Origin of the sequence: Brevinema andersonii (genome assembly GCF_900112165.1) — a bacterium.
GTDB classification, from domain to species: Bacteria; Spirochaetota; Brevinematia; order Brevinematales; family Brevinemataceae; genus Brevinema; species Brevinema andersonii.
Genome location: NZ_FOKY01000020.1, coordinates 1 through 20,485 on the forward strand (window position 1 = coordinate 1; position 20,485 = coordinate 20,485).

Annotated in this window: 21 protein-coding genes and 1 tRNA gene; 15 read left to right on the forward strand and 7 right to left on the reverse strand. The window is 36.5% G+C overall.

All coding sequences use genetic code 11. The features are described 5' to 3' along the window. The 6 genes from BM018_RS06485 to BM018_RS06510 form a co-directional block, all read left to right on the forward strand. Nucleotides 1–417 (forward strand): DNA adenine methylase (locus BM018_RS06485; RefSeq protein ID WP_143280451.1); only part of this gene is annotated, 417 nt, incomplete at its 5' end. Nucleotides 418–990: 573 nt separating this feature from the next. Continuing rightward, nucleotides 991–1,266: a hypothetical protein gene (locus tag BM018_RS06490; protein ID WP_092319827.1), complete on the forward strand. Its 276-nt coding sequence runs from the start codon at nt 991–993 to the stop codon at nt 1,264–1,266. Nucleotides 1,267–1,655: 389 nt separating this feature from the next. Beyond that, entirely contained in the window at nt 1,656–1,856 is a 201-nt protein-coding gene (locus BM018_RS06495; protein ID WP_092319829.1) for a P-loop NTPase family protein, read from the forward strand. 50 nt (nt 1,857–1,906) lie between these two features. Then, the gene (locus BM018_RS06500; protein ID WP_234945109.1) at nt 1,907–2,389 is read left to right on the forward strand and encodes a MutS-related protein; all 483 of its coding nucleotides are present in this window, start codon (nt 1,907–1,909) and stop codon (nt 2,387–2,389) included. 345 nt (nt 2,390–2,734) lie between these two features. Then, entirely contained in the window at nt 2,735–2,881 is a 147-nt protein-coding gene (locus BM018_RS06505) for a Smr/MutS family protein (RefSeq protein WP_268751016.1), read from the forward strand. A gap of 91 nt (nt 2,882–2,972) precedes the next feature. After that, a complete protein-coding gene (locus tag BM018_RS06510) occupies nt 2,973–3,626 on the forward strand; it encodes a hypothetical protein (protein WP_234945108.1) in 654 nt (217 codons plus the stop codon). A 3-nt stretch (nt 3,627–3,629) separates the two neighbouring features. On the opposite strand, the gene gatA is transcribed toward BM018_RS06510, so the two are convergent. Together gatA and BM018_RS06520 are read right to left on the reverse strand one after the other, a co-directional pair. Beyond that, a complete protein-coding gene (gatA, locus tag BM018_RS06515) occupies nt 3,630–5,066 on the reverse strand; it encodes an Asp-tRNA(Asn)/Glu-tRNA(Gln) amidotransferase subunit GatA (RefSeq protein WP_092319837.1) in 1,437 nt (478 codons plus the stop codon). 71 nt (nt 5,067–5,137) lie between these two features. Then, a complete protein-coding gene (locus BM018_RS06520) occupies nt 5,138–6,391 on the reverse strand; it encodes an HD-GYP domain-containing protein (RefSeq protein WP_092319839.1) in 1,254 nt (417 codons plus the stop codon). Nucleotides 6,392–6,561: 170 nt separating this feature from the next. Here BM018_RS06520 and BM018_RS06525 point away from each other — a divergent pair, with 170 nt between their 5' ends. From BM018_RS06525 to phoU, 6 genes are read left to right on the forward strand one after another with little or no spacing between them, the layout of a single operon-like run. Next, nucleotides 6,562–7,671 carry a phosphate ABC transporter substrate-binding protein PstS gene (locus tag BM018_RS06525; protein ID WP_092319841.1) on the forward strand — a complete coding sequence of 370 codons (1,110 nt, stop codon included), beginning with the start codon at nt 6,562–6,564 and terminating at the stop codon, nt 7,669–7,671. Nucleotides 7,672–7,686: 15 nt separating this feature from the next. Then, nucleotides 7,687–8,781: a phosphate ABC transporter substrate-binding protein PstS gene (gene pstS / locus BM018_RS06530; RefSeq protein WP_092319843.1), complete on the forward strand. Its 1,095-nt coding sequence runs from the start codon at nt 7,687–7,689 to the stop codon at nt 8,779–8,781. A gap of 10 nt (nt 8,782–8,791) precedes the next feature. Continuing rightward, nucleotides 8,792–10,003 carry a phosphate ABC transporter permease subunit PstC gene (gene pstC, locus BM018_RS06535; RefSeq protein ID WP_092319845.1) on the forward strand — a complete coding sequence of 404 codons (1,212 nt, stop codon included), beginning with the start codon at nt 8,792–8,794 and terminating at the stop codon, nt 10,001–10,003. Further along, nucleotides 10,003–10,896 (forward strand): phosphate ABC transporter permease PstA, encoded by an 894-nt coding sequence (pstA, locus tag BM018_RS06540; RefSeq protein ID WP_092319847.1) that lies wholly within the window; start codon nt 10,003–10,005, stop codon nt 10,894–10,896. Before pstC ends, pstA begins: the two co-directional genes overlap by 1 nt. A 15-nt stretch (nt 10,897–10,911) precedes the next feature. Continuing rightward, nucleotides 10,912–11,724 (forward strand): phosphate ABC transporter ATP-binding protein PstB, encoded by an 813-nt coding sequence (pstB, locus tag BM018_RS06545; RefSeq protein ID WP_092319849.1) that lies wholly within the window; start codon nt 10,912–10,914, stop codon nt 11,722–11,724. Beyond that, nucleotides 11,717–12,436 (forward strand): phosphate signaling complex protein PhoU, encoded by a 720-nt coding sequence (gene phoU / locus BM018_RS06550; protein WP_159428222.1) that lies wholly within the window; start codon nt 11,717–11,719, stop codon nt 12,434–12,436. The genes pstB and phoU overlap by 8 nt, the downstream gene beginning before the upstream one ends. Here the strand turns inward: phoU and BM018_RS06555 are convergent, their stop codons facing one another. After that, complete coding sequence (locus tag BM018_RS06555; protein ID WP_092319853.1) at nt 12,437–13,540, reverse strand: glycosyltransferase family 4 protein; 1,104 nt, start codon at nt 13,538–13,540, stop codon at nt 12,437–12,439. 8 nt (nt 13,541–13,548) lie between these two features. After that, entirely contained in the window at nt 13,549–14,031 is a 483-nt protein-coding gene (locus BM018_RS06560) for a hypothetical protein (RefSeq protein WP_092319855.1), read from the reverse strand. Nucleotides 14,032–14,136: 105 nt separating this feature from the next. On the opposite strand from BM018_RS06560, the gene BM018_RS06565 reads away from it, so the two are divergent. The 3 genes from BM018_RS06565 (at nt 14,137) to BM018_RS06575 (ending at nt 16,515) form a co-directional block, all read left to right on the forward strand. Then, nucleotides 14,137–15,507, forward strand: a complete 1,371-nt coding sequence (locus BM018_RS06565; RefSeq protein ID WP_092319857.1) for a pyruvate carboxylase subunit B — start codon at nt 14,137–14,139, stop codon at nt 15,505–15,507. Between the two features lie 63 nt (nt 15,508–15,570). Next, nucleotides 15,571–16,422, forward strand: a complete 852-nt coding sequence (locus tag BM018_RS06570; protein WP_092319859.1) for an inositol monophosphatase family protein — start codon at nt 15,571–15,573, stop codon at nt 16,420–16,422. Nucleotides 16,423–16,430: 8 nt separating this feature from the next. Continuing rightward, nucleotides 16,431–16,515 (forward strand) — tRNA-Ser (locus BM018_RS06575). A gap of 1,278 nt (nt 16,516–17,793) precedes the next feature. On the opposite strand, the gene BM018_RS06580 is transcribed toward BM018_RS06575, so the two are convergent. The 3 genes from BM018_RS06580 to BM018_RS06590 all read right to left on the reverse strand — a co-directional run bounded on the left by BM018_RS06580 (nt 17,794) and on the right by BM018_RS06590 (nt 20,037). Continuing rightward, nucleotides 17,794–17,997, reverse strand: a complete 204-nt coding sequence (locus BM018_RS06580; protein ID WP_143280453.1) for a hypothetical protein — start codon at nt 17,995–17,997, stop codon at nt 17,794–17,796. Between the two features lie 1,125 nt (nt 17,998–19,122). Then, on the reverse strand, nt 19,123–19,437 hold the full coding sequence (locus tag BM018_RS06585; protein WP_092319863.1) for a hypothetical protein: 315 nt from the start codon (nt 19,435–19,437) through the stop codon (nt 19,123–19,125). Between the two features lie 123 nt (nt 19,438–19,560). Beyond that, on the reverse strand, nt 19,561–20,037 hold the full coding sequence (locus tag BM018_RS06590) for a hypothetical protein (RefSeq protein WP_092319865.1): 477 nt from the start codon (nt 20,035–20,037) through the stop codon (nt 19,561–19,563). Between the last annotated feature and the right edge of the window lie 448 nt (nt 20,038–20,485).

Sequence of the window (20,485 nt, forward strand, 5' to 3'; positions counted from 1 at the left end):
AACAGCGCGCAAACTTTAATATCAAAAATATCCGAACTCCGCGAGCGTTTCCGAAACCTCGCTATCTCAAACGAATCTTTTGAAAAATGCATCAAACGCTGGGACCAGGAAAATACTTTTCTCTACCTCGATCCTCCGTACTTCGGAGCAGAAAACGTCTACCCGGGCATCAACTTCGGAGTCGAGTGGCATGTTCTGCTCTCCGAACTCCTCAAAAATTCCAAAGCGACTTGGATGCTTTCCTACGGCGACCACTCCGTTATCCGCGAGCTTTACAAGGACTTCCACATCACCGAGGCAACCGTCAAATACTCCGGCCTCGCCAATTCCAAAAAACACCCCAACACCCCCGAGCTCGTCATCACCAGCCCCCTGCACACACAAAAAAAATTAAACAGATCGGCAAAAACAACATAACCCTCTCTCGATACTTTTGAGAGAGGGTTATTGATTCTATTTTTGAGAAAAAATAAAAGCTTAACAAAAAAACAGCCTATGTTATAATAAAACAATAGGAAAAAGGGGTTGTTCTGCTTAGGCAGGCAGGTACTCTATGAAAATTAATACAGTTAAATGGTATATATTGTTTTTGCTGATATATAGGTATTATGCTAGCTTCAAACCTTTTATTTCCAATTACTTATGACGATGATTTTGCTTATTCTGTAATGGGCAATCCTTTTCTTTTACAATGGAATGAGTATCTCCTTATAAACAATCCCTTCCCGGAGCATTTTAGGGAGGGATCTTTCTTTCTGGCAGCAGATGCATAAGCCTGCTGCTTAGGAAAAGGGATTTCTTTTAAAGTGCCAAATCAAACTTCGCATGACACATGTGCCTCCAAACCGAAGATTTTATTAAACAGCGGCGGAACTTTGTGTTTGCAGAATTACCGGATCTTAGGAAATGCGTTGAAAGAATCACAAAAGATTATCTGCCTGACGTCGCGGATATATTTCATCTTAAAAAATCTTAGAACGATGGCAAGAATTGTCTGGTTTATTGGATGACCCTGGGTATCCTCTGCTACAAGAAAAAATTTCTCATATTAAATCTCCGGAAAATATTCTAAAAATGCTGAAAAATTCATTTGAATATGATGGCTCTATTGCTGATTCCGCACCAGAACTCAAAAGAATACAAGGTTTGAAAAAAGTATCCGTAGCCGTATCGAGAAAACCTTACAAATCGAAATCACATGCATCAGCGATGATCTCACCAAAAAAAGAATTGCTTTTCGGGAAAATCGTTACGTACTTCCAGTGAAAGCAGCTGCCAAAAACCGAACACCAGGTATAGTCCATGCGTTTTCTGCAACGTGCTCTACAGCATTCATCGAGCCTCAAGCTGATCTTTATGAATAACGAACTCCTATCCGTCAATGAAACGGAATACTGCGAAATTTTTCGTCTCTTAAAAGTATGGAGTTCTCAAATAAAAACCCATTCGGATTTACTTCTAGTGCTGCTAAATGAAAGTGCTGCACTAGAATTTTTTTTTTGCAAAGGCTTGTTTTGCTAAAAAATTCGTGGCTGTTTTTCCAGAAACTCCAAACAATAGATCCATTATTCTGGAAAAATATACAATCCTTTTCTTTTACTAAAAAAGGGTGAGAAAATACAGTACCACTGGATCTATATATCTCCCCTCAAACATTGGGTATTATTATCTCGGGACCAAATGCTGGAGGTAAAATCGCAGTACCCCAAAATGTTGGCACTGGCAGCATGTATAATGAAGAAAAGACTGCCTATCCCGGCAAAAAAATTATTCTGCCGCTGTTTGACAAAATCCTGCTAGAAATTGGCGACTCTCAAAGCTTGGATGATGAATTATCGACTTTTCAGGCCACATAACATCATTAAAAGACATTTTAAGCAAGGCCGGAAAACATTCACTGGTTCTGATAGACGAAATTGCCCACGCTACCGATCCTCTGGAAGGCAAAGCTTTGGCTTCTGCTGTTATCGATAAACTTCTGGAAACAGGAGCATTTTTCGGGATTACAACGCACCATCAACACGTCAAGGAAAAAGATTTCAAACATCCAGATATAAGCGCTTATGCTACGGCTTTTGATCTACAAGCTTTAAGATCAGAATATACCTTGCAGGAAGATACTATAGGCAGCAGTTACGCGCTGAAAATTGCTGAACGTGTTGGCCTGGACAGGGAAATTATCGAAAAAGCAGCCGTGTTTCTGCGCGAAAATAAAAACGAAAAAGATCAAATCATTGCAAACATTACAAAATTTAATAACAAGCTCCACAATAAAGAGTCCGAACTAAAAAAGCGTGAAGAATTGTTAAGGCAAAAAAAGAACAACTCCTTAACAAACAAAAACTCGAACTCCAAACAAAAGGGTTGGAAACTGCTGACCACGAATTAAATATGCATCTGAAAGAGTTGTCTCGTCTGAAAAATAAAATGGAAGCAGATATAAAAAATTAAGAAAATATTTTGAAAACTGCAAAAGAAATTAGTAACACAAAAGAAAACCGAAAGTTTAAAGCATTTTCGTAATCAAGTAACTCATATCGAAAAAGGAATGGAAATTTTTTGTTGCTTCTTTGGACAAAAATGCTGTTGTGTAAGAAATTTTTGCCGATGAAATATTAGTGAGAGTGGGAATTTTCAAAATTACTGTTTCAAAATCGGACCTTTTTGAAGCCAATACTCCCTTAAATAAGAACTCTTTAAAAAAAGTTTCATTACTACTGATGCACAACATTCTATTGATTTACGTGGAAAGTTAGGCAACGAGGCTGTGCAAATACTAGAAAAATCTATTCATAAAGCTCCGGCAGCAGGATATAATGAATTAAGCGTTATTCACGGTAAAGGAACTGGAGCCTTGCAAAAAAAAATCATGAATTTTTAAAATCGAATAGAGATATTAAAGAATTTTATTTTGCCTCTCCTCAGGAAGGCGGAACATGAAAAACTATTATCAAATTTTAAGCGAGGATTCTATGCAAAAAATTTTTTGGATTTCGTTCTTTATGTTAACAACGATTACCAGCTACGGCGATATTTCACAAATTCCCATTTATCCCAGTGGAATTAATGTTAGTTTTACAGCACCACATGTTGAGGAAAAAGAAGAAATTGAAGAAAAACCTGCTCCTAAACGCTTTTCGCTGCGCAGAAAAAAGAAGGGAGAAGAAAAACCAGAACCTGTTGAACCACCCGCACTCATGAAAGTCAACAGACTAATTCGAGTAATTAACGGAATTAAAAATTCTGATGAAAATCATCAAGTTGCACTGGTTTTTTATGATGAAGAAAAAAAAATATTAAAAAATAATACTATCGTTATCAAAAAATCAGCCAAACCCGCAGCTAACTATATATTTTTTATGGATAGAAGTACCGGCAATTCTTTCAAAGGAATGAAAGATATCTATCATCTCCCTAAAAAAGCTGAATTTTTTCAAGTTGCATTAGTTGATAAAAAAGAAAACATCTTAATTATGCCATCACACCCCGGATACAACAAAGAAGGAACGATTTCTATTGAAGATTATAAGAATATTATGCCTAAAAATAAAATTATGTTGCAATTCGAATTAACAGGAACAGCAGAAAAACCTCATGTAAAAATTGCTGCATTTCGTTTTTACTAATGCCTACAAACCAAATTGTTCTACGGCATAAGCACAGTTAAACAAATTTTGCTCATCTAGTTGCTTTGCCATTATCTGCACTCCTATAGGCAGCCTGTTATCGGAAAGCCCCACCGGCACAGAAATAGCTGGTGCCCCTACTAAATTTGCTGATAAAGTAAATATATCAGACAAATACATACTGATAGGATCATGTATTTTTTCGCCCAATTTGAAAGCTGTTGTGGGGGTTGTGGGACCGAGCAGCACATCAATTGAACCAAGCGCTTCCTGATAGCCAGCTTGAAGGCGTGCGCGTACTTTTTGAGCCTTTACAAAAAAATCATCATACGATTCAGAAGATAAAATAAACGTCCCCAGCATAATCCGCCTCTTGACTTCCGTGCCAAATCCCTCTGTACGGCTTTTAACATAAGTCTCCGCAAGCGTTTCATACTCAACTCTATTGCCATAACGGATACCGTCAAATCTCTCCAAATTAGCAGATGCTTCAGCAGGTGCCAAAATATAATATACAGACGGAGCATATTTAATATCTGGAATCGAAATTTCCGAAATAACAGCACCTTCTTTTTCCAACAAAGCAACAACATCTGTAATCCTATTTCGTATTTCGGCATCAAACTCGGCATCAAAAAAATCTTTTGGCAGCCCGATTTTTAACCCTTTAACATTTTGATTAAGCTCAATCTTAGGAGCTGGCATCGGCAAAGATGTGGAATCTTTAGGATCATGCCCTGCCATCGCCGAAAATAATAAAGCCGCATCTTCCACAGTACGTGCTATAGGCCCGATTTGGTCAAGTGACGAAGCAAACGCCGTAGCCCCATAACGTGACACACGTCCATAAGTCCCCTTAAGACCAACGCATCCGCAAAAAGCCGCTGGCTGTCTAATTGAGCCTCCGGTATCGGTACCCAAACTAACAGGAGCCAAACCTCCTGCAACAGCCGCTGACGATCCACCAGACGATCCGCCCGGTGTTCGTTCTCTGTCATAGGGATTACGCACAGCTCCATAAAAAGATGTCTCATTCGAAGACCCCATCGCAAATTCGTCTAAGTTTAGTTTGCCTAAAGGTGGCATACCTTCTTTCCGTACCAAACGCTCGACTACCGTAGCATCATCAGCAGCGATAAAACCAGTTAAAATTTTAGACGCACAAGTTGTTGGCTGATTTTTTACGTTAATTAAATCTTTTATTCCAATAGGAATCCCCGTTAACGGTGTATAATCATTATGCTTGATACGGTGGTCAGCAAGTTCGGCACAATGCAGTGCATCATCGTGGCTGACCGAAATATAAGCGTTCAGAGGTAAGGGTTGTCGATCATCGTTTTCTATAGCTTGAAGGTAGGTTTTTGTTAATTCCACCGAAGAAATTTCTTTTTTTTTCAACAAATTCGACAAATTTTTAACAGACAAACTCGTAAGTTCCATAATAACTCCCACAAATATAAATATTGAACTTATTATAACATATAACCACAACGCGTCAAATTTTAGAAGAATCAAAGTTGAATATTAATTTCTTTATTTCCATCAGCGTCAGCCAACGGGTCTAAAGGAACATAATTCGGATTTTGACCCCTAGGCATTAACTCATCATAAACAGGTATCACATGCAAGTGACTAAGTGAAAACAAGTGCTTCCGGCTGAACATTCCTACAATATGCAAATGCTCGTTTTCGGGCAAATGCAAAGGGATTTCTTTTCGGGAAAGATCACGTTTTCCATCTTTGTCACACACCAACATTACAGTTGGCCGTTGAGGGTAGAGTATATAAGTTCTGACTACAGTTACAATCTCTCCGGTGTTAAGCGTAACAAAACTGGAAGCAGGATAAATATTGATAAAAGATAAAAATAAACGGACAAATTCCGGATTAAAATGATTCATAGTTGTTGCCACAAAATCTTTCAATATTTCAGCTGGTTCTCGGGCAGGTTTAAACGTCCTATTTCGTATCTGGGATGTAAAAATATCTGCTAATCCAATAATAGCACTGTTCATACTCATACTGGGACCTCTCAATTTGCGCGGATATCCGCTACCGTCAAAACGCTCATGATGTTCGAGTGCCGGCATAGCAAACATCGTAGGCAAACGGAGTTCTCTTGTAATCATTTGAAAACCTAACACAGTATGCTTTTCAATTTCTTGTTTTTGAACAGCGTCGAAAGAATCTTGAGAATTGAGCATATATTCAGGCAACCGCGTCATACCTATATCATAAAGCAAGCCGCTTAACGCTATTTGGATCAGCTTCATAGACGAATGTTCACGCTGATATAAAATCGCCAACGAAAGCAGTGAAACATCTAACATATGAGCATAAAAATAATCTTCTTCCAAAGGATTCGCATAGCGAATAACACGCAACAACAAATGAGCATCTTTTTCTTTAAGCAGACTTTCTGTCCATTGGGTGGCAATTTTTTGAAATTCGCCAATATCGATATGCTTTAAATCTTGAAACTGTGCTTTTAAAATAGCAAGCGATTGGTTATATAATGCAATATATTGACGCACACTAATATCAATGTATCCCGGAAGAGTCGTTCTAAACAGAGAATCATTCCTGATTAACATACCGTAAGTTATGAACGTATCTTGTTTTTCCTCAGCCCATTCGATCAAAAATTCCGGTAAAATCGGATAAAATCCCGGCAATAATACTGTCATTTTCTTGTTGTACAAAGCATCTGTAAACATCATGCCGCTTTGAAGCTGAGATAAATTATATTTTTTTGCCTGCGACATCAGATTTCGCCCCACAATTTTTCTAATTACAATTATAGCATAAAAATATATTTTTTTCCAGTGTTGAATAGAATTTTCTTTATTTTAAATAAATTTGACAAAAGATCATATCTTACAGTATAATTCAGGCATAATGATCTATTAGTGGATAGTTTAAGGAGACATTCGCAATGAAAAAGTGGATGATAATCAGCATATTATTTATTACAGGATGCGGAGCCCCCGAACGCCCTAAAACAAACACATCTGTTCTCGAAGGCACAGGAGCTAGTTTTCCGTTGCCTTTGTATGATCTTCTTTTTAGATCTTACACAAAGAAAACAGGGCAAAAAATCCACTATGACATTCAAAATTCCGATATTGGAGTTCAAGCTATCATTGCTGGTACGGTGGACTTCGGAACCAGTGATGTGCCTATGACTGACGAAGAAATTCGATCTTCAGAAGCTGAAATTCTCCACATTCCAATCGCAGCTGCAGGCGTTAATTTCACTTACAATATTCCTGAACCGGGGTTTGGTATGCTTGACGACCCTGTTTACCTGACTCCAGAGATTATTTATAAAATCTATGCTGGTCAAATAACTAAATGGAACGATCCTCAAATCGTATCGCTGAACCAGCAAGTAGCAGAGGATAAAACCCGGACATTCCCTAATATAGAAATTATACCCATATACCGTCATGGGAAAAGCGGTACAACATACTTATTTTCTCAATTCATGGCAAAAGCTAGTTCTAACTGGAAAAAACGATTCAGTATCAGTAAAGAAATAGCATTCCCGAAAGGTATCGGACAAACAAACAGCTTAGATGTTATGAAAAGCATTATATCTACACCGGGATCCTTCGGCTATACGACGATGATTTATGCTTTTCAAAATGGTTTTCCTGTTGCTCGGATTCGGAATGCGCTTGGTACTTACGTACGCGGTTGTAATTTCCGCTCTAAAGAAGCAATGAAAGTTTCTAAAACCAATATTGATAACAGAGTAGACATTACTTACCCTAATGAAGGAAAAGAGGCCGCTGTAGCTGCATCGCTTATGTATGTTCTTGTGCGTAAAGAACAAAATTATAACAACAGATCAAAAGAACAAGCTCAAGCTTTAGTTGATCTTTTGGCATGGACTTTAAGCCCGGAAGCTCAAAAGCAGTTTGATAGCATATTGTTTGCATCGCTGACCCCAAAATTCCGTTCAGCAGCACAGGCTACATTAAAGAAAATAACATATAATAATGAACCTTTAACACCTACTATTGACATTTCTTCAAAATAATTTAAGGAGAATTTTATGAAAATGCATTTTGCAAAAATTACAGCGCTACTGCTGAGTATAAATAGCTGCTCATCAAATGCTGTAATCAATATACAAGGAGCAGGTTCATCATTTGCCAACCCTATTTTTACCAAACTTTTTGCAGACTACGCCGCTACACATAAAACTCAAGTAAGTTATCAAGCTACTGGTTCAGGGGCGGGTATTCAAAATATTGCTAGCGGAATTGTTGATTTTAGTGCTACAGACGCATTCCTGAACGATCAAGACTTAAAAAATTATCTAGAACAAGGTATTGAAATGTTACATATTCCGGCTGTTCTTGCGGGCGTAAACTTCACATATAATATTCCTGCACCGGGATTTAGCAGCAAAGATGAACCCATTTATCTCAATCCAGAACTTATTTATCAAATATACAGTGGCCAAATAACAAAATGGAACGATCCTCAAATTGTATCGCTAAACCAACAGCTCTCGACAAACAAAGAAAGAATTTTTCCAGATATCAATATCATTCCAGTATTTCGTTCAGATAGCAGTGGGACAACATTCACCATGTCAGAATTCATGACAAAAGCAAACAAAAAATGGGCAGATATATTCGGTACAGGCAAGTCATTAAATTGGACAACAGGGGTCGGTCAAAAAGGCAATTCTGGAATGATGGCTTTTACTAAAGAAAATACCGGTTCTATATCCTATGTTGATTATGTCTATGCAAAACAAAATAATTTCCCTGTGGCTGCTATACAAAATAAAGCAGGAAATTACGTGATAGGAGACATTCAAAACACCTTCGCTGCCGCAGATACTGTTGCTTTCCCAGCGGATTCACGGGTATCCCTTACGTATACAGATGGTGCTAATGCAGCTCCTATGACAACTTTCACTTATATTCTTGTGCGTAAAGAACAAAATTACAACAACAGATCAAAAGAACAAGCTCAAGCTTTAGTTGATCTTTTGGCATGGATGTTCACAGAGGAAGCACAAGCTCAGCATGAAAGTTTATATTTTGCTCCGCTCCCTCAAAATGTCATTGATACCGGAAAAAATATTTTAACCCAAATTAAATATAACGGTGAAACTTTATATTCTCTGGAATAAGGGCATAAGATTGAAAAAAAACTTTTCATTAGATAATCTTTATTATATTTTAAGCACAACTTGTACTATATTATTTGCCAGCATAGTGCTTGCAATTATTGTTTCTTTATTATGGAACAGCCGTGCATCTTTAAAACATTTTGGATTATCATTTTTTACCAGTCCGCATTGGAATATTCCTATTTTTGAAGTTAGCAATATCAGCACGGATTTCGACGAAAATAAAATAACAATTTATTTTACAGCTCCATTAAAAGAAAACCAGACACCCGAAGTAATCCTTTATAAGGATTCCATAAAACAAAATATTAAGGTAGATACACAGCAACGCTCTATCACTGTCATTTCTGATGCAATACTCCAAAAAGGAGCTTATAAACTTATTATCCCCAAAGAATTACAAGATATATATTCTTTTTCCATGCCTTATACGGCAGAATGGCACGGGATTATCCATAAAAAAACTATTATTTCTCAAAAATTAACCGATTCTCAAGGAAACTCTATTCAAATATCCAGCGATGAAAATTATAGAAATTTTGGTATTTTATCATTTGTTGTGGGCACAGTACTATCATCATTATTAGCATTGCTTATAGGATTTCCTTTAGCACTAGCATCAGCTTTATGCCTTACAGAATTTCTTTCCCCAAGATCTGCAATAACATTGATATTTTCAGCACTTGTCGATCTATTAGCAGGGATTCCATCAGTTATTTATGGTTTATGGGCTTTGTTTTTTATTGTGCCGAAGTTAGGAGCCAATTTATTGACTGCTTCGTTAGTTTTATCTGTGATGACCATTCCCTACGCAGCATCACTTATCCGTGAAGCTATTGCTTTAGTACCTATGCAATTAAAACTCGCAGGATCAGCATTAGGTGCTTCACGATTCAAAATAATTACTCAAATCATCTTACCTTATGCACGTTCGGGAATTGTAGCTGGTATTTTACTGACCTTAGGAAGAGCACTTGGAGAAACCTTAGCGGTCACAATGGTTATCGGAAATCGAAATCAGATTCCTACATCGTTATTTTCACCGACACAAACTATCGCTAGCTTAATTGCTAATGAATATGGAGAAGCATCTGGATTAAAACAAAGTGCTCTCATCGAAGCGGGACTTGTTTTAATTATCATCACTTTGATTTTTTCGTTGTTAGGAAAATGCATCATCCATCAAACCAATAAAAATCCCGTTCCAAAGGAAGGACCATAATGGGGCAATTTTCTTCACTTAGAAAAGTCCGCATTATCGATACAATATTCAAAATATTTGTTTACTGTGGAGCTTTTATCACTTTGATTCCTTTATTTCTGATTTTGTATTTCATTCTAACTCAAGGAATTAATTATATGACTCCTTATTTTTTTGTTACTGATGCACCTCCTCCTATTGGGGATAGTGAATTTTTTATGATGAATTCAAACCAACGTATTCAAGCAATCGGAGGTATTAGAAATTCTTTAGTAGGTATGTTTTGCATTGTTAGTGTTGCCTCTTTAGTAGCAATGCCTTTCGGTATTTCCGTTGCTGTTTTTGCCTCGGAACATAAAAAACATAAGCTTGCTCAATTAACTCTTCTATGTGTTGATGCTTTGCAAGGGATTCCATCAATTATTTTTGGTATCATCGCTAATTTATGGGTTGTACTCACATTCAAATCATATAGTGCTTTGGCAGGAAGTGCAGCTCTTGCTTTAATGATGTTGCCCATCATTATTAAAAGCTCTTATGAAACATTAATTTTAATCCCTACATCCCTCAAACAATCAGCACTGGCACTAGGAGTACCTTATAGCCGAGTACTCTTCAAAGTGGTTCTTCCATCAGCAGCAGGTGGTATTTCATCAGGCAGCCTTTTAGGAATATCGCGTATTTTAGGAGAGACAGCACCATTATTATTTACTGCTTTTGGGACGCCATTTTTTACGTTTGACATGACGAAACCTATGGAAACAGTAGCAATGCAAATTTATAAAAATGCTTCATCTCCAAACTACAACTTAATTAGAAATGCCTGGAGTGCTTCGTTGGCATTAGTGATGTTAACATTAATTCTCAACCTTATTATAAAACCAGCTATCGATAAAATGAAAATTAAATTTTAAATATGGAGTTATTTCATGAAAATTGCCGATCAAAATTTTGTAGACTCACAATCACGCTCCAAAAGAATTTCTGAACCAGGTATTATTAATGTTCAAAATTTGAATGTATATTATGGGACACAACATGTGCTTAAATCGATTAATATGAACATTCCAGAACATAAAATTGTAGCGGTTATGGGACCTTCCGGTTGCGGCAAATCGACATTAATACGGACATTTAACAGAATGAACGAAATGATCGAAGACACCTCTCATACAGGTAAAGTACTGCTAAATAAAGAAAATATTTTTATGATGGATCCGATTATTTTAAGGCGGAAAGTTGGCATGGTTTTTCAGCAACCTACTCCTTTTCCGACAATGTCTATTTATGACAATGTTATTGCAGGATATACGTTGAATGGGGCTCACTTAAAAAAAGTGGAATCAGACAAATTAGTAGAAGAATCGCTTAAAAAATCGGCACTTTGGGCTGAAGTAAAAGACAAGCTCCATCATAAGGGTTCTTTTCTCTCAGGAGGACAACAGCAAAGATTATGTATTGCCAGGACGTTAGCGATGAACCCGGAAGTTTTGCTCCTTGATGAACCAACTTCTGCTCTAGATCCCAAATCCACAGCTATGATAGAAGAATTGCTCATCGGCTTAAAACAAAGCGTTACTATTATTTTAGTAACACACAACATTGCTCAAGCAGGACGAGTTTCGGACTATACGGCTTTTATGTATCTTGGCGAACTGGTAGAATACGACAGTACCAAACGGATGTTCACTATACCTAAAGATAAAAGAACAGAAGAGTATCTTACAGGAAAATTTGGTTAAGAGAGAGAGAGAGAGAGAGAGAGAGAGAGAGAGAGAGAGAGAGAGAGAGAGAGAGAGTATCGTCATGATTGAAAGTAAAATAAACGGTATCAAAGAAGAAATAACTCAATATGCACAGCTTGTAGATACAATGTTAAAAACAACAATGGATGGTGCATTGAATAAAAATTGGGAAGAAGTCATTGAAGTTATCGACATTATGGAACCACGTGCAAATTTATTGAAATTGGAAATCGCTCAAGAATGTTTAGGAATACTTGCGCTTTTCCACCCTGAAGCCAGCCACCTACGCAGCATTATCAAAATGTCCGGTATGGCTAGTGATCTTGAACGTATGGCAGATATGGTTACAAAAATTGCGCTTGCTACATTTCACTGGAAAGATAGTATTAGTCTTGAAGATTATCCATTAGTTTTCGATATGACAAAAGAAACCAGAAAAATGTTGTCTGATGTTATTCAAGCCTTCATGGATGAAAATGCTTTAGCAGCGGTTGCTGTCATCCAGCATGACGACAGAGTTGACGATCTATGTACACAGCATCTGAAAAAATTAATCAAAACAATGAACGAAGCAGCAGAGGTTGAACCATTATTACAGATTATGAACATCACTCGCAATTTAGAACGTATGGCAGATCTTTGTACACATCTTGCAGAAGATGTAATTTTTATTAAAGAAGGACTTGTTCCCAATAAAGCAAAAAAATAATTAATGAAATTCAGATATTGTTTTTAAAAGTATAGTTTCGAATTGCTTTGTAATTGATGTCCAATCGAATTGTTTAGCAAAAAGTTGAACAGACTGTTGGATTTCTTTTTTTTTTGCAACATCAAAAGAAAGATAAATTTCTATATACTTATAAAGATTTTCGATATCACCAAAAGGTGCTAAAAAACCGTTTTTATTATTAATAACAGAATCTTTTATACCAGCCACAGAAAATCCAAATACAGGCGTACGCGCAGCAGAAGCTTCTAAAGCCGTGATACCCCAACCTTCTTTTTCTGTTGTAAACAAAAACCCCTCTGCTTTGCTCAATAATTCTATTTTTTCTGCCTCGCTGATAAAACCTAAAAATTTAACTTTATTTTCAAGATTTAACTTTTTAACTAATTGTTTCAAATGAGATTCTTCCTTTCCTTTGCCTGCAATGACAAGTTCTGTATAAGGGAATTGTCGGTTGACTAGTGAAAACAGTTTTATGCTTAAATCTATCCGTTTTGCCTTAGTAAGGCGTCCCACAGAACAAAATAATCCAGGAGTTTTATCGTTATTGACAAAAAAATTATCATCTATCCCATTAGGTAACACTATTACTTTATTGAAAGGTAAAATTTTCATTAATTCGTCTTTTGAACTGGGAGATACGGTCACAATAGGAGTATACCTATAACTTTTCAATGCATTTTTTTCAGCCCAAGCCACATAATATGCCAATGGAAATGGTAATAATTGATATAATGTATGCCCATGCAGATGATGAAAAATCGCTACAATCGGAACATTGTGAATAAATTGCGGAGAAGAAATGCCGATTTTTGAAATATCATCGATAACAATATCAAAAGATTCATGCTGAAAGCGTTGCTGCCAAAGTTTCTTGAACGTATAATGAAATAAAAACGGATGACCCAAGCGCAAAATTTGATATCCATGATATTGATATTCTTCCGGAATTCCAGAAGTTCGCGTAGTAACCAATACAACTTCATGATTTAAGGCCAAATAAGATAATATTTTATCCAAATGAACTTCTGCACCACCGGCTTCAGGATGAAGCGGATCACGCCAATTGGCTGCTAAAATTTTCACAAAACCTCCTAAAAAGAAACACGATAAATACTGAAATTCATACGAATTTCTTTTATTTCGTTGCGTTCAAACGGCGGAATAAGAGGATATTGCCGTACGTAAACATAATCGTAAATAGACACGCCCATAGGAATTAAAAACGTTGCCGCCAACAGAAAATTCCACTCACCAGATGTGAAGCCAAAATTATCGCGTCCGAGATCTGTATTGTAATTGCCTGCAGTCACATTAAGAATATTGATAAAGTTTAAAATATTCTGCATTAAATAAAAACTAACGGGAATCGCCAGAAAAAATACGATATCAGCCCTACGAAAAGTATGTTCTTTGAGATAGAGTTTGGTACGGCTATCTATAATATACTGTTTGGGCAGTTCATAAGTAGGAATAAGCTCATAAGACAGATTAGTAACTTGATCGGATGTAATTCTTTGCGCATTTATAGGCACGATCCATAAAAACACCGTCAACCAGCAAACCAACCAACGCATAAAACACTCCTCCCGATTGTTATAAAAAATTGTAGCACCAACCAGCAAAAAAATCAAACAAAATAGTATTGAAAAATATCAGTAAATAATATATAATAAGCTATTATGAAAAATATTCAAATCACGGAAACAATTTTACGCGATGGCCAACAATCCCTTATAGCAACACGTATGCCCACTAAAGATATGCTTCCGATCATCGAAAAAATGGATGCTGTTGGATACCGTTCGCTAGAGATGTGGGGAGGAGCAACATTTGATGCTGCTTTGCGTTTTCTCAACGAAGATCCATGGGATCGTCTTAAACAAATTAAACAATTAGCACGCCAGACTCCTTTGCAAATGCTGATTCGCGGACAAACTTTAGTAGGATATAGGCCTTATGCGCATGACACTGTAGATTTATTTATTAGGAAGTCTATAGAAAATGGCATTAATATTGTTAGAATTTTTGACGCGCTTAATGATATTCGTAATATCAAAGCACCTCTTAAAGCAGTTAAAAAATATGGCGGTATTGCTCAATTAGCACTTTCCTATACAGTTAGTCCTGTTCACGATTCAAAATATTACTGTGATTTAGCACAATCTTACTGCCAATTAGGAGCGGACGAGATTGCTATCAAAGATATGTCTGGAATCTTGCAGCCCTATGAAGGATATCGTCTTATCACTATACTCAAAAAAGCTATTCCTGGAATTCCCATTGCCCTGCATACGCACGATACAGCCGGTATAGGCAGCATGCTTTACATCAAGGCTGCCGAAGCTGGAGTTGATATTATAGATACTTCGCTTTCTGGGCTGGGAGGAGGCACAGCTCAGCCATGTACAGAAAGTATTGTATATGGCCTTACACAAAGCGGCGTAAAAACCTTGCTCAATGACAATATACTAAAGGAAGTATCTGAATATTTCAAAGGATTGCGTAGTCAATACATTCACGAAGGATTACTTGATATCACTGCATTAATAACAGAACCAGAAATTCTATCATGCCAGCTACCAGGTGGAATGTTAAGCAACCTGGTTATGCAGCTGAAAATGCAAAAGGCAGAACACCGTTATGAAGAAGTCCTCAAAGAAGTACCCAAAGTTCGTGCCGATTTCGGATACCCTCCGTTAGTAACACCGATGAGTCAAATTGTTGCTACTCAAGCGATTCTTAATATTCTCTCTGGAGAGGATTATAGTACTTTTTCAAAAGAAGCAAAAGACTATATTCAAGGGCTTTATGGGCAAAGTCCAGCTCCTATTGAAGCAAAAATCAAAAAGAAAGCTGGTGTTTCTGCATCACTCAAAGAAAATATTACTAATTTAGCGATCCCTGAAATTAACAAAGCAAAAAAACAATATCCAATAGCAGAAAATGATGAAGAATTATTATCGTGTATTCTGTTACCTCAAGCAGCAGTTCCTTTTTTAAGAAATAAAAAAGTTCACAAACAATCAATTCATGTAGAAATTGTTTCTTAAAAAAGGCTTGACAAAATTTATTATTATCTTATAATATCCTGTAATTAACTATAGGAATATTTTATGCCTCAACACCATTTAAAAAACGAAAATTTGGAAACAAATAAAGAATTTCAACGCTATCTTGATGTTGCTCGTATTGCTGCATTAGAAGGAGGCCGTATATTAAAAAACGGTTTCAAAGCAGACAAACGGGTAGAATGGAAAGGAGATATCGATCCTGTAACAGAATTTGACCGTGCTGCAGAATTAGTGATCAGAAAAACAATAAGTGCCCATTTTCCTGACCATGAGATTTTAGGTGAAGAAGGCGGCTTTGAATCAGGAAAAAGCAAAGTCCGTTGGATTGTAGATCCCATTGACGGCACAGCGAACTTTACTCGAAAAATCCCTTTAGTTGCAGTTACTATTGGGGTGGAAGTAAATAACGAATTAGCGGTTGGAGTAGTCAACAATCCTATCATGGATGAAGAGTTTTACGCTGCAAAAAATATGGGAGCATTTTTTAATGGAGAAAGAATTTTTGTTTCTGAACTACAATCATTAAAAAAAGCCTATGTGGGTTTTGGATTGCGGCGCGAAAAAGAATACCGTGAACCAATGTTAGCAGCTACTGAAAAATTACTTAGTGAAGTCCGTACTATTCGACGTTTGGGATGTGCAGCTTTATCGCTAGCATATATTGCTTGTGGCCGTATTGACGGGCTTTCTGAAATTTGTCTAAAACCATGGGATATGGCTGGTGGAGCATTGATTCTTAAAGAAGCTGGAGGTCAATTAGCTAACCTTAATGGTTCCCCCTTTGATCTATATGAACCAACGGTCCTTGCAGGAAGTCCACAATTTTTGGAATATTTAATTTCTGTATTCAAAGATGTAAAAATAACTTTCCCTAATCAAGATTTTAAAAACTAAAATATCTTGGAGAGGTGGCTGAGTGGTCGAAAGCGACTGATTCGAAATCAGTTGTACAGCAATGTACCGGGGGTTCGAATCCCTCTCTCTCCGAACATAAGTTCTAAGTAGTTGATATATAACGATTTAGAACTTTTATTTTACCCCTACACTTCCTGAAAATCGGGACATCTTGCCCGTTCAAAGAATTTGAATGAGACTGTTGAGAACATTTTTCTGAGAAATTGCACCTGAAAATTTCATAGATTCTCAAAACATACTTTCCCCGGTTCCATAGTAGGAACCGAATTTTGATAACTCTCTCTGTAAACTTAACTTATATTATACATTTCAATAAAATATCCGTAAATTTGAAACGGAATAGATGTTAGGGTTGTTTTATAGATAAATGTAATATACTCATATGTGAGAGCTTCAAATAGTGGGAGAGCTGCTTAATCCCTGTCAAACAATACCATATATGACAGCAGAGGAAAGTATATACCTACAGTTATAAAAGCTAAAAACAATTGTATCAAAATAAACAAAGGATTCGGATTCATCGGAAGTACAAATTTCACTTTCCAGCTGTCAACGGATTCTTGTGCTAAGCTCCCTTGGATTTCACCTGCAGCAATTGGAATAATCCCAGCAAATCACCCCGTAATTAATCGTCACTACTTTGTTTTTCATAAACACTCCTAAAAGGGACTCTCATTCCGTCCTTAAATCAAACCACGAAAACCACACAAAAAATCTCATACACAGTCGTATTGCTGAAATCCTGGCAAACCCGCCTTACATATTGCTATCCGATACCGATCACACAAAAACATACAAACCACTGTGAGCTGTTAACGTACGTTAACCCTGTGACCGGTACTGACATACTCTACATCGTGCTTTAAAATAAACTCAGGCTCCATAGCGTCCGCGAGGATTTTAGCCTCATTAGTATAGTGCACCCCCCGCTTAATGTTAAGAAAAGAATCACAGAAAAGAGATTTCTCTTTACCGTACAGAGAGATTAGAAAATCTATGCAGATTTTCGAGAAAAATGCATAAAGAGATATTAGTATTTCCAAGATATTGAAATTTTTTGCTGTTATAATATGAGAAAATAAGGATTTTAAGATGTATTTGTATGTTGGAAAAATAATTGAAACAGGGAAGTACGAAGTCTACCCCAGGCGACACTTTGTCCGAAATTACCAAGGCTTTTCAAGAAGAATTTCCAACCTTAAGCTGAATGAGTCGCTCTACTGTCGAAGATCTGATTTTTTCCAAAAACCTACAATCCTTCATCAACAACGACAAAAACAAACTCCGCACTGGAGCCTGCCTCTCCTTGAAATTCCCTCTCGAGGCACGCAAACTAGAATTTAAATTTGATCACTCTGCCCAAGAATACGTCTTCACAAGTAAAGAGACGTTCGCTTTCGCGCTCAGACCCCCGTGCATTTTTGTGACACTTTCTCCTGCTCCGACCGCTGATGCGGTGAATTTTTGAAGCACAGCTTTTCGGAAATAACATCTTGCACCTGCCCCCCCACCCAAATCACCCTCAACCACAAAATCTCTTCTTCGCCGACTCACCCGAAATTAATCTCTTCGATCAAAAGCGCAGCGGCTGCCTTCAAAAAAGCCGTCAAGCTTGACCTAATTTCCTAACTTCTCATCAAAACCATCGGCCACAAAACCCCGACCTTTGACTTTAGAAACAGTGCAAGTCTACATTTTTTGTTTGCAGACAAGAACAACATAGGTAAGTTAACACAAAACATGGAGACAAAACCCGCAACCGTCCTGTTCGATTTGACCATAAAAGCTTTCTATCATCTAGGATCAAACTACGAAAATTCCTCATTAACAGCGGATACCGCACTCATACTTGGCAGGCGAATTATGTGTTTCACAATCCAAGCTAGTGGCAAAAATACCCAAATTCAAAGAACCTCGTGAACTTTTGTATGGATATTTATCACAGTGTGTATGAACTGAATTATATTGAACAAGTATGAAATAATCTTATAGAAGGCATGGTGCTTCAATCTCGAATCCGAAGCTTACAAAATAACGTACTCAATAATAATGATTTATTTAATGACAAGCATATCCGAAAAATCCAAAAAACAACGATGAAAGCTCAGTCCAAGCTTTAACTAACATATTTCTAGACGGATTATACCGCCCTTCGGAGCATCTTCACGGATTGGATTTTGCCCTCTTTGCAAACAGCTGGGGAACATATATTTATGATAATCATATGGGGGAGGGGGGGGGGGGGGGAATAACTCCTGACCGTGTCTTTTGTGATAGCAGGCACTGGTCTTTCTGTCAATTTTTAGAAATATTTTTGAAATCAATCGTATACACTCCTGAGTTCGCCCATTCAACAAACAAAGTTCTAATGATTTTGTTTTTGCCATAGTACATATTTACTTTTCCATTCACCACAAAATTATTCCTATATATCAAGAAAAACTCAAAGGTAAGAGGTGTGTTAATCTTAGCGTTTCTTTTGTTGCGTTTTTGATGGTCAGAATGATTTTTAAAATAAATCACTCATTGTTTCTTTATAGCTTTTTAATTCTTTGCTTTTTAGTTTATCTCTCTTGATAAACTGTTGAATTTATTTTCCAAATCTTTAGTAATAACAATACTTTTATACTTTTTTTAAGAAATTTAAATACTCTAATATGCCATTTAGGATAAGATGTGTTATTCAAAAGATAACTCAATATAGAAGTCTCTATCTTTATAGCAAGCAATAATTTTTTCTTTAATTTCTACAGATAGGCAATTATAAATATCCTGTATGGGAATGAAAGTTAACAAATTTTTATATTCAACTTTTTCGTCTAAATAGTGATTAATCTTGTATTGCCAAGTATTAAAATAATGCCCACAAACAAATTCAATAAACTTATCTTTATTGTCAGCACTTTGAGAAAACAAATCATCAGTACTCAGAAGCTCGATAAAATCTTTTGCAGCATCTGAAGATACATTTTCATCTATACTACTTATTACCATAGCGCATAATTGTAGCAACGTAAATTACTTATAAAAACAAATATTTGAAAATACCTCAAAAATCAATTATATTTTAGTAATTTAGACACCTGTTCATTTTTGGTCCGAAAACCCAGTCACACTCTACATCGTTGATATTTTCAAATCTTTTCCTGTTCTTTGAAATTTTTCCTCCCTGATATTTCGATTGAAATTCCCTGTTAATTTTGACCATGCGGTCGGCACATGTATTGATATAACAATAACTAGTAGCAATTTCAAACCGTTAAAAAACGGTGAATTCCCTCTATTTTTCCCTGTTATCGGGAATTTGTTCCCTATAAGGGATGTTTGGGGAATAGAACCCTGTAGTAAACCTAACATTAGCATAGAAAAAACTTTTCTTCCAAAAGTAAATTCTAATCCGGATACAGAAACACCTTGAGAACTGCCATACAGACTTTCGCGAATAGAAAAATAACTAGGTCCTACTATTCTTGTAAATACAGTAACATAAGGGGCAATTATTCTGTTTTCGGATTTTTTCGAAATGTTAATAATATTAATATATGGTATCAGTCCTCTGTTTGAGCAAGAAAATATTAGTATATATTTTTTCATATTTTTCCCCTCTCTATGTATACTAATGTGCTCGGGAAAAGGTAAAAAAGTAAAATAGGAATATACCATGTCATAAAATTCTCACTATTCGGCACTTTAGCAATGTATATTACATTTATCTATAAAAGCAACCCTAACATCTATTCCGTTTCAAATTTACGGATATTTTATTGAAATGTATAATATAAGTTAAGTTTACAGAGAGAGTTATCAAAATTCGGTTCCTACTATGGAACCGGGGAAAGTATGTTTTGAGAATCTATGAAATTTTCAGGTGCAATTTCTCAGAAAAATGTTCTCAACAGTCTCATTCAAATTCTTTGAACGGGCAAGATGTCCCGATTTTCAGGAAGTGTAGGGGTAAAATAAAAGTTCTAAATCGTTATATATCAACTACTTAGAACTTATGTTCGGAGAGGATGGGATTCGAACCCATGATCCCGTAATA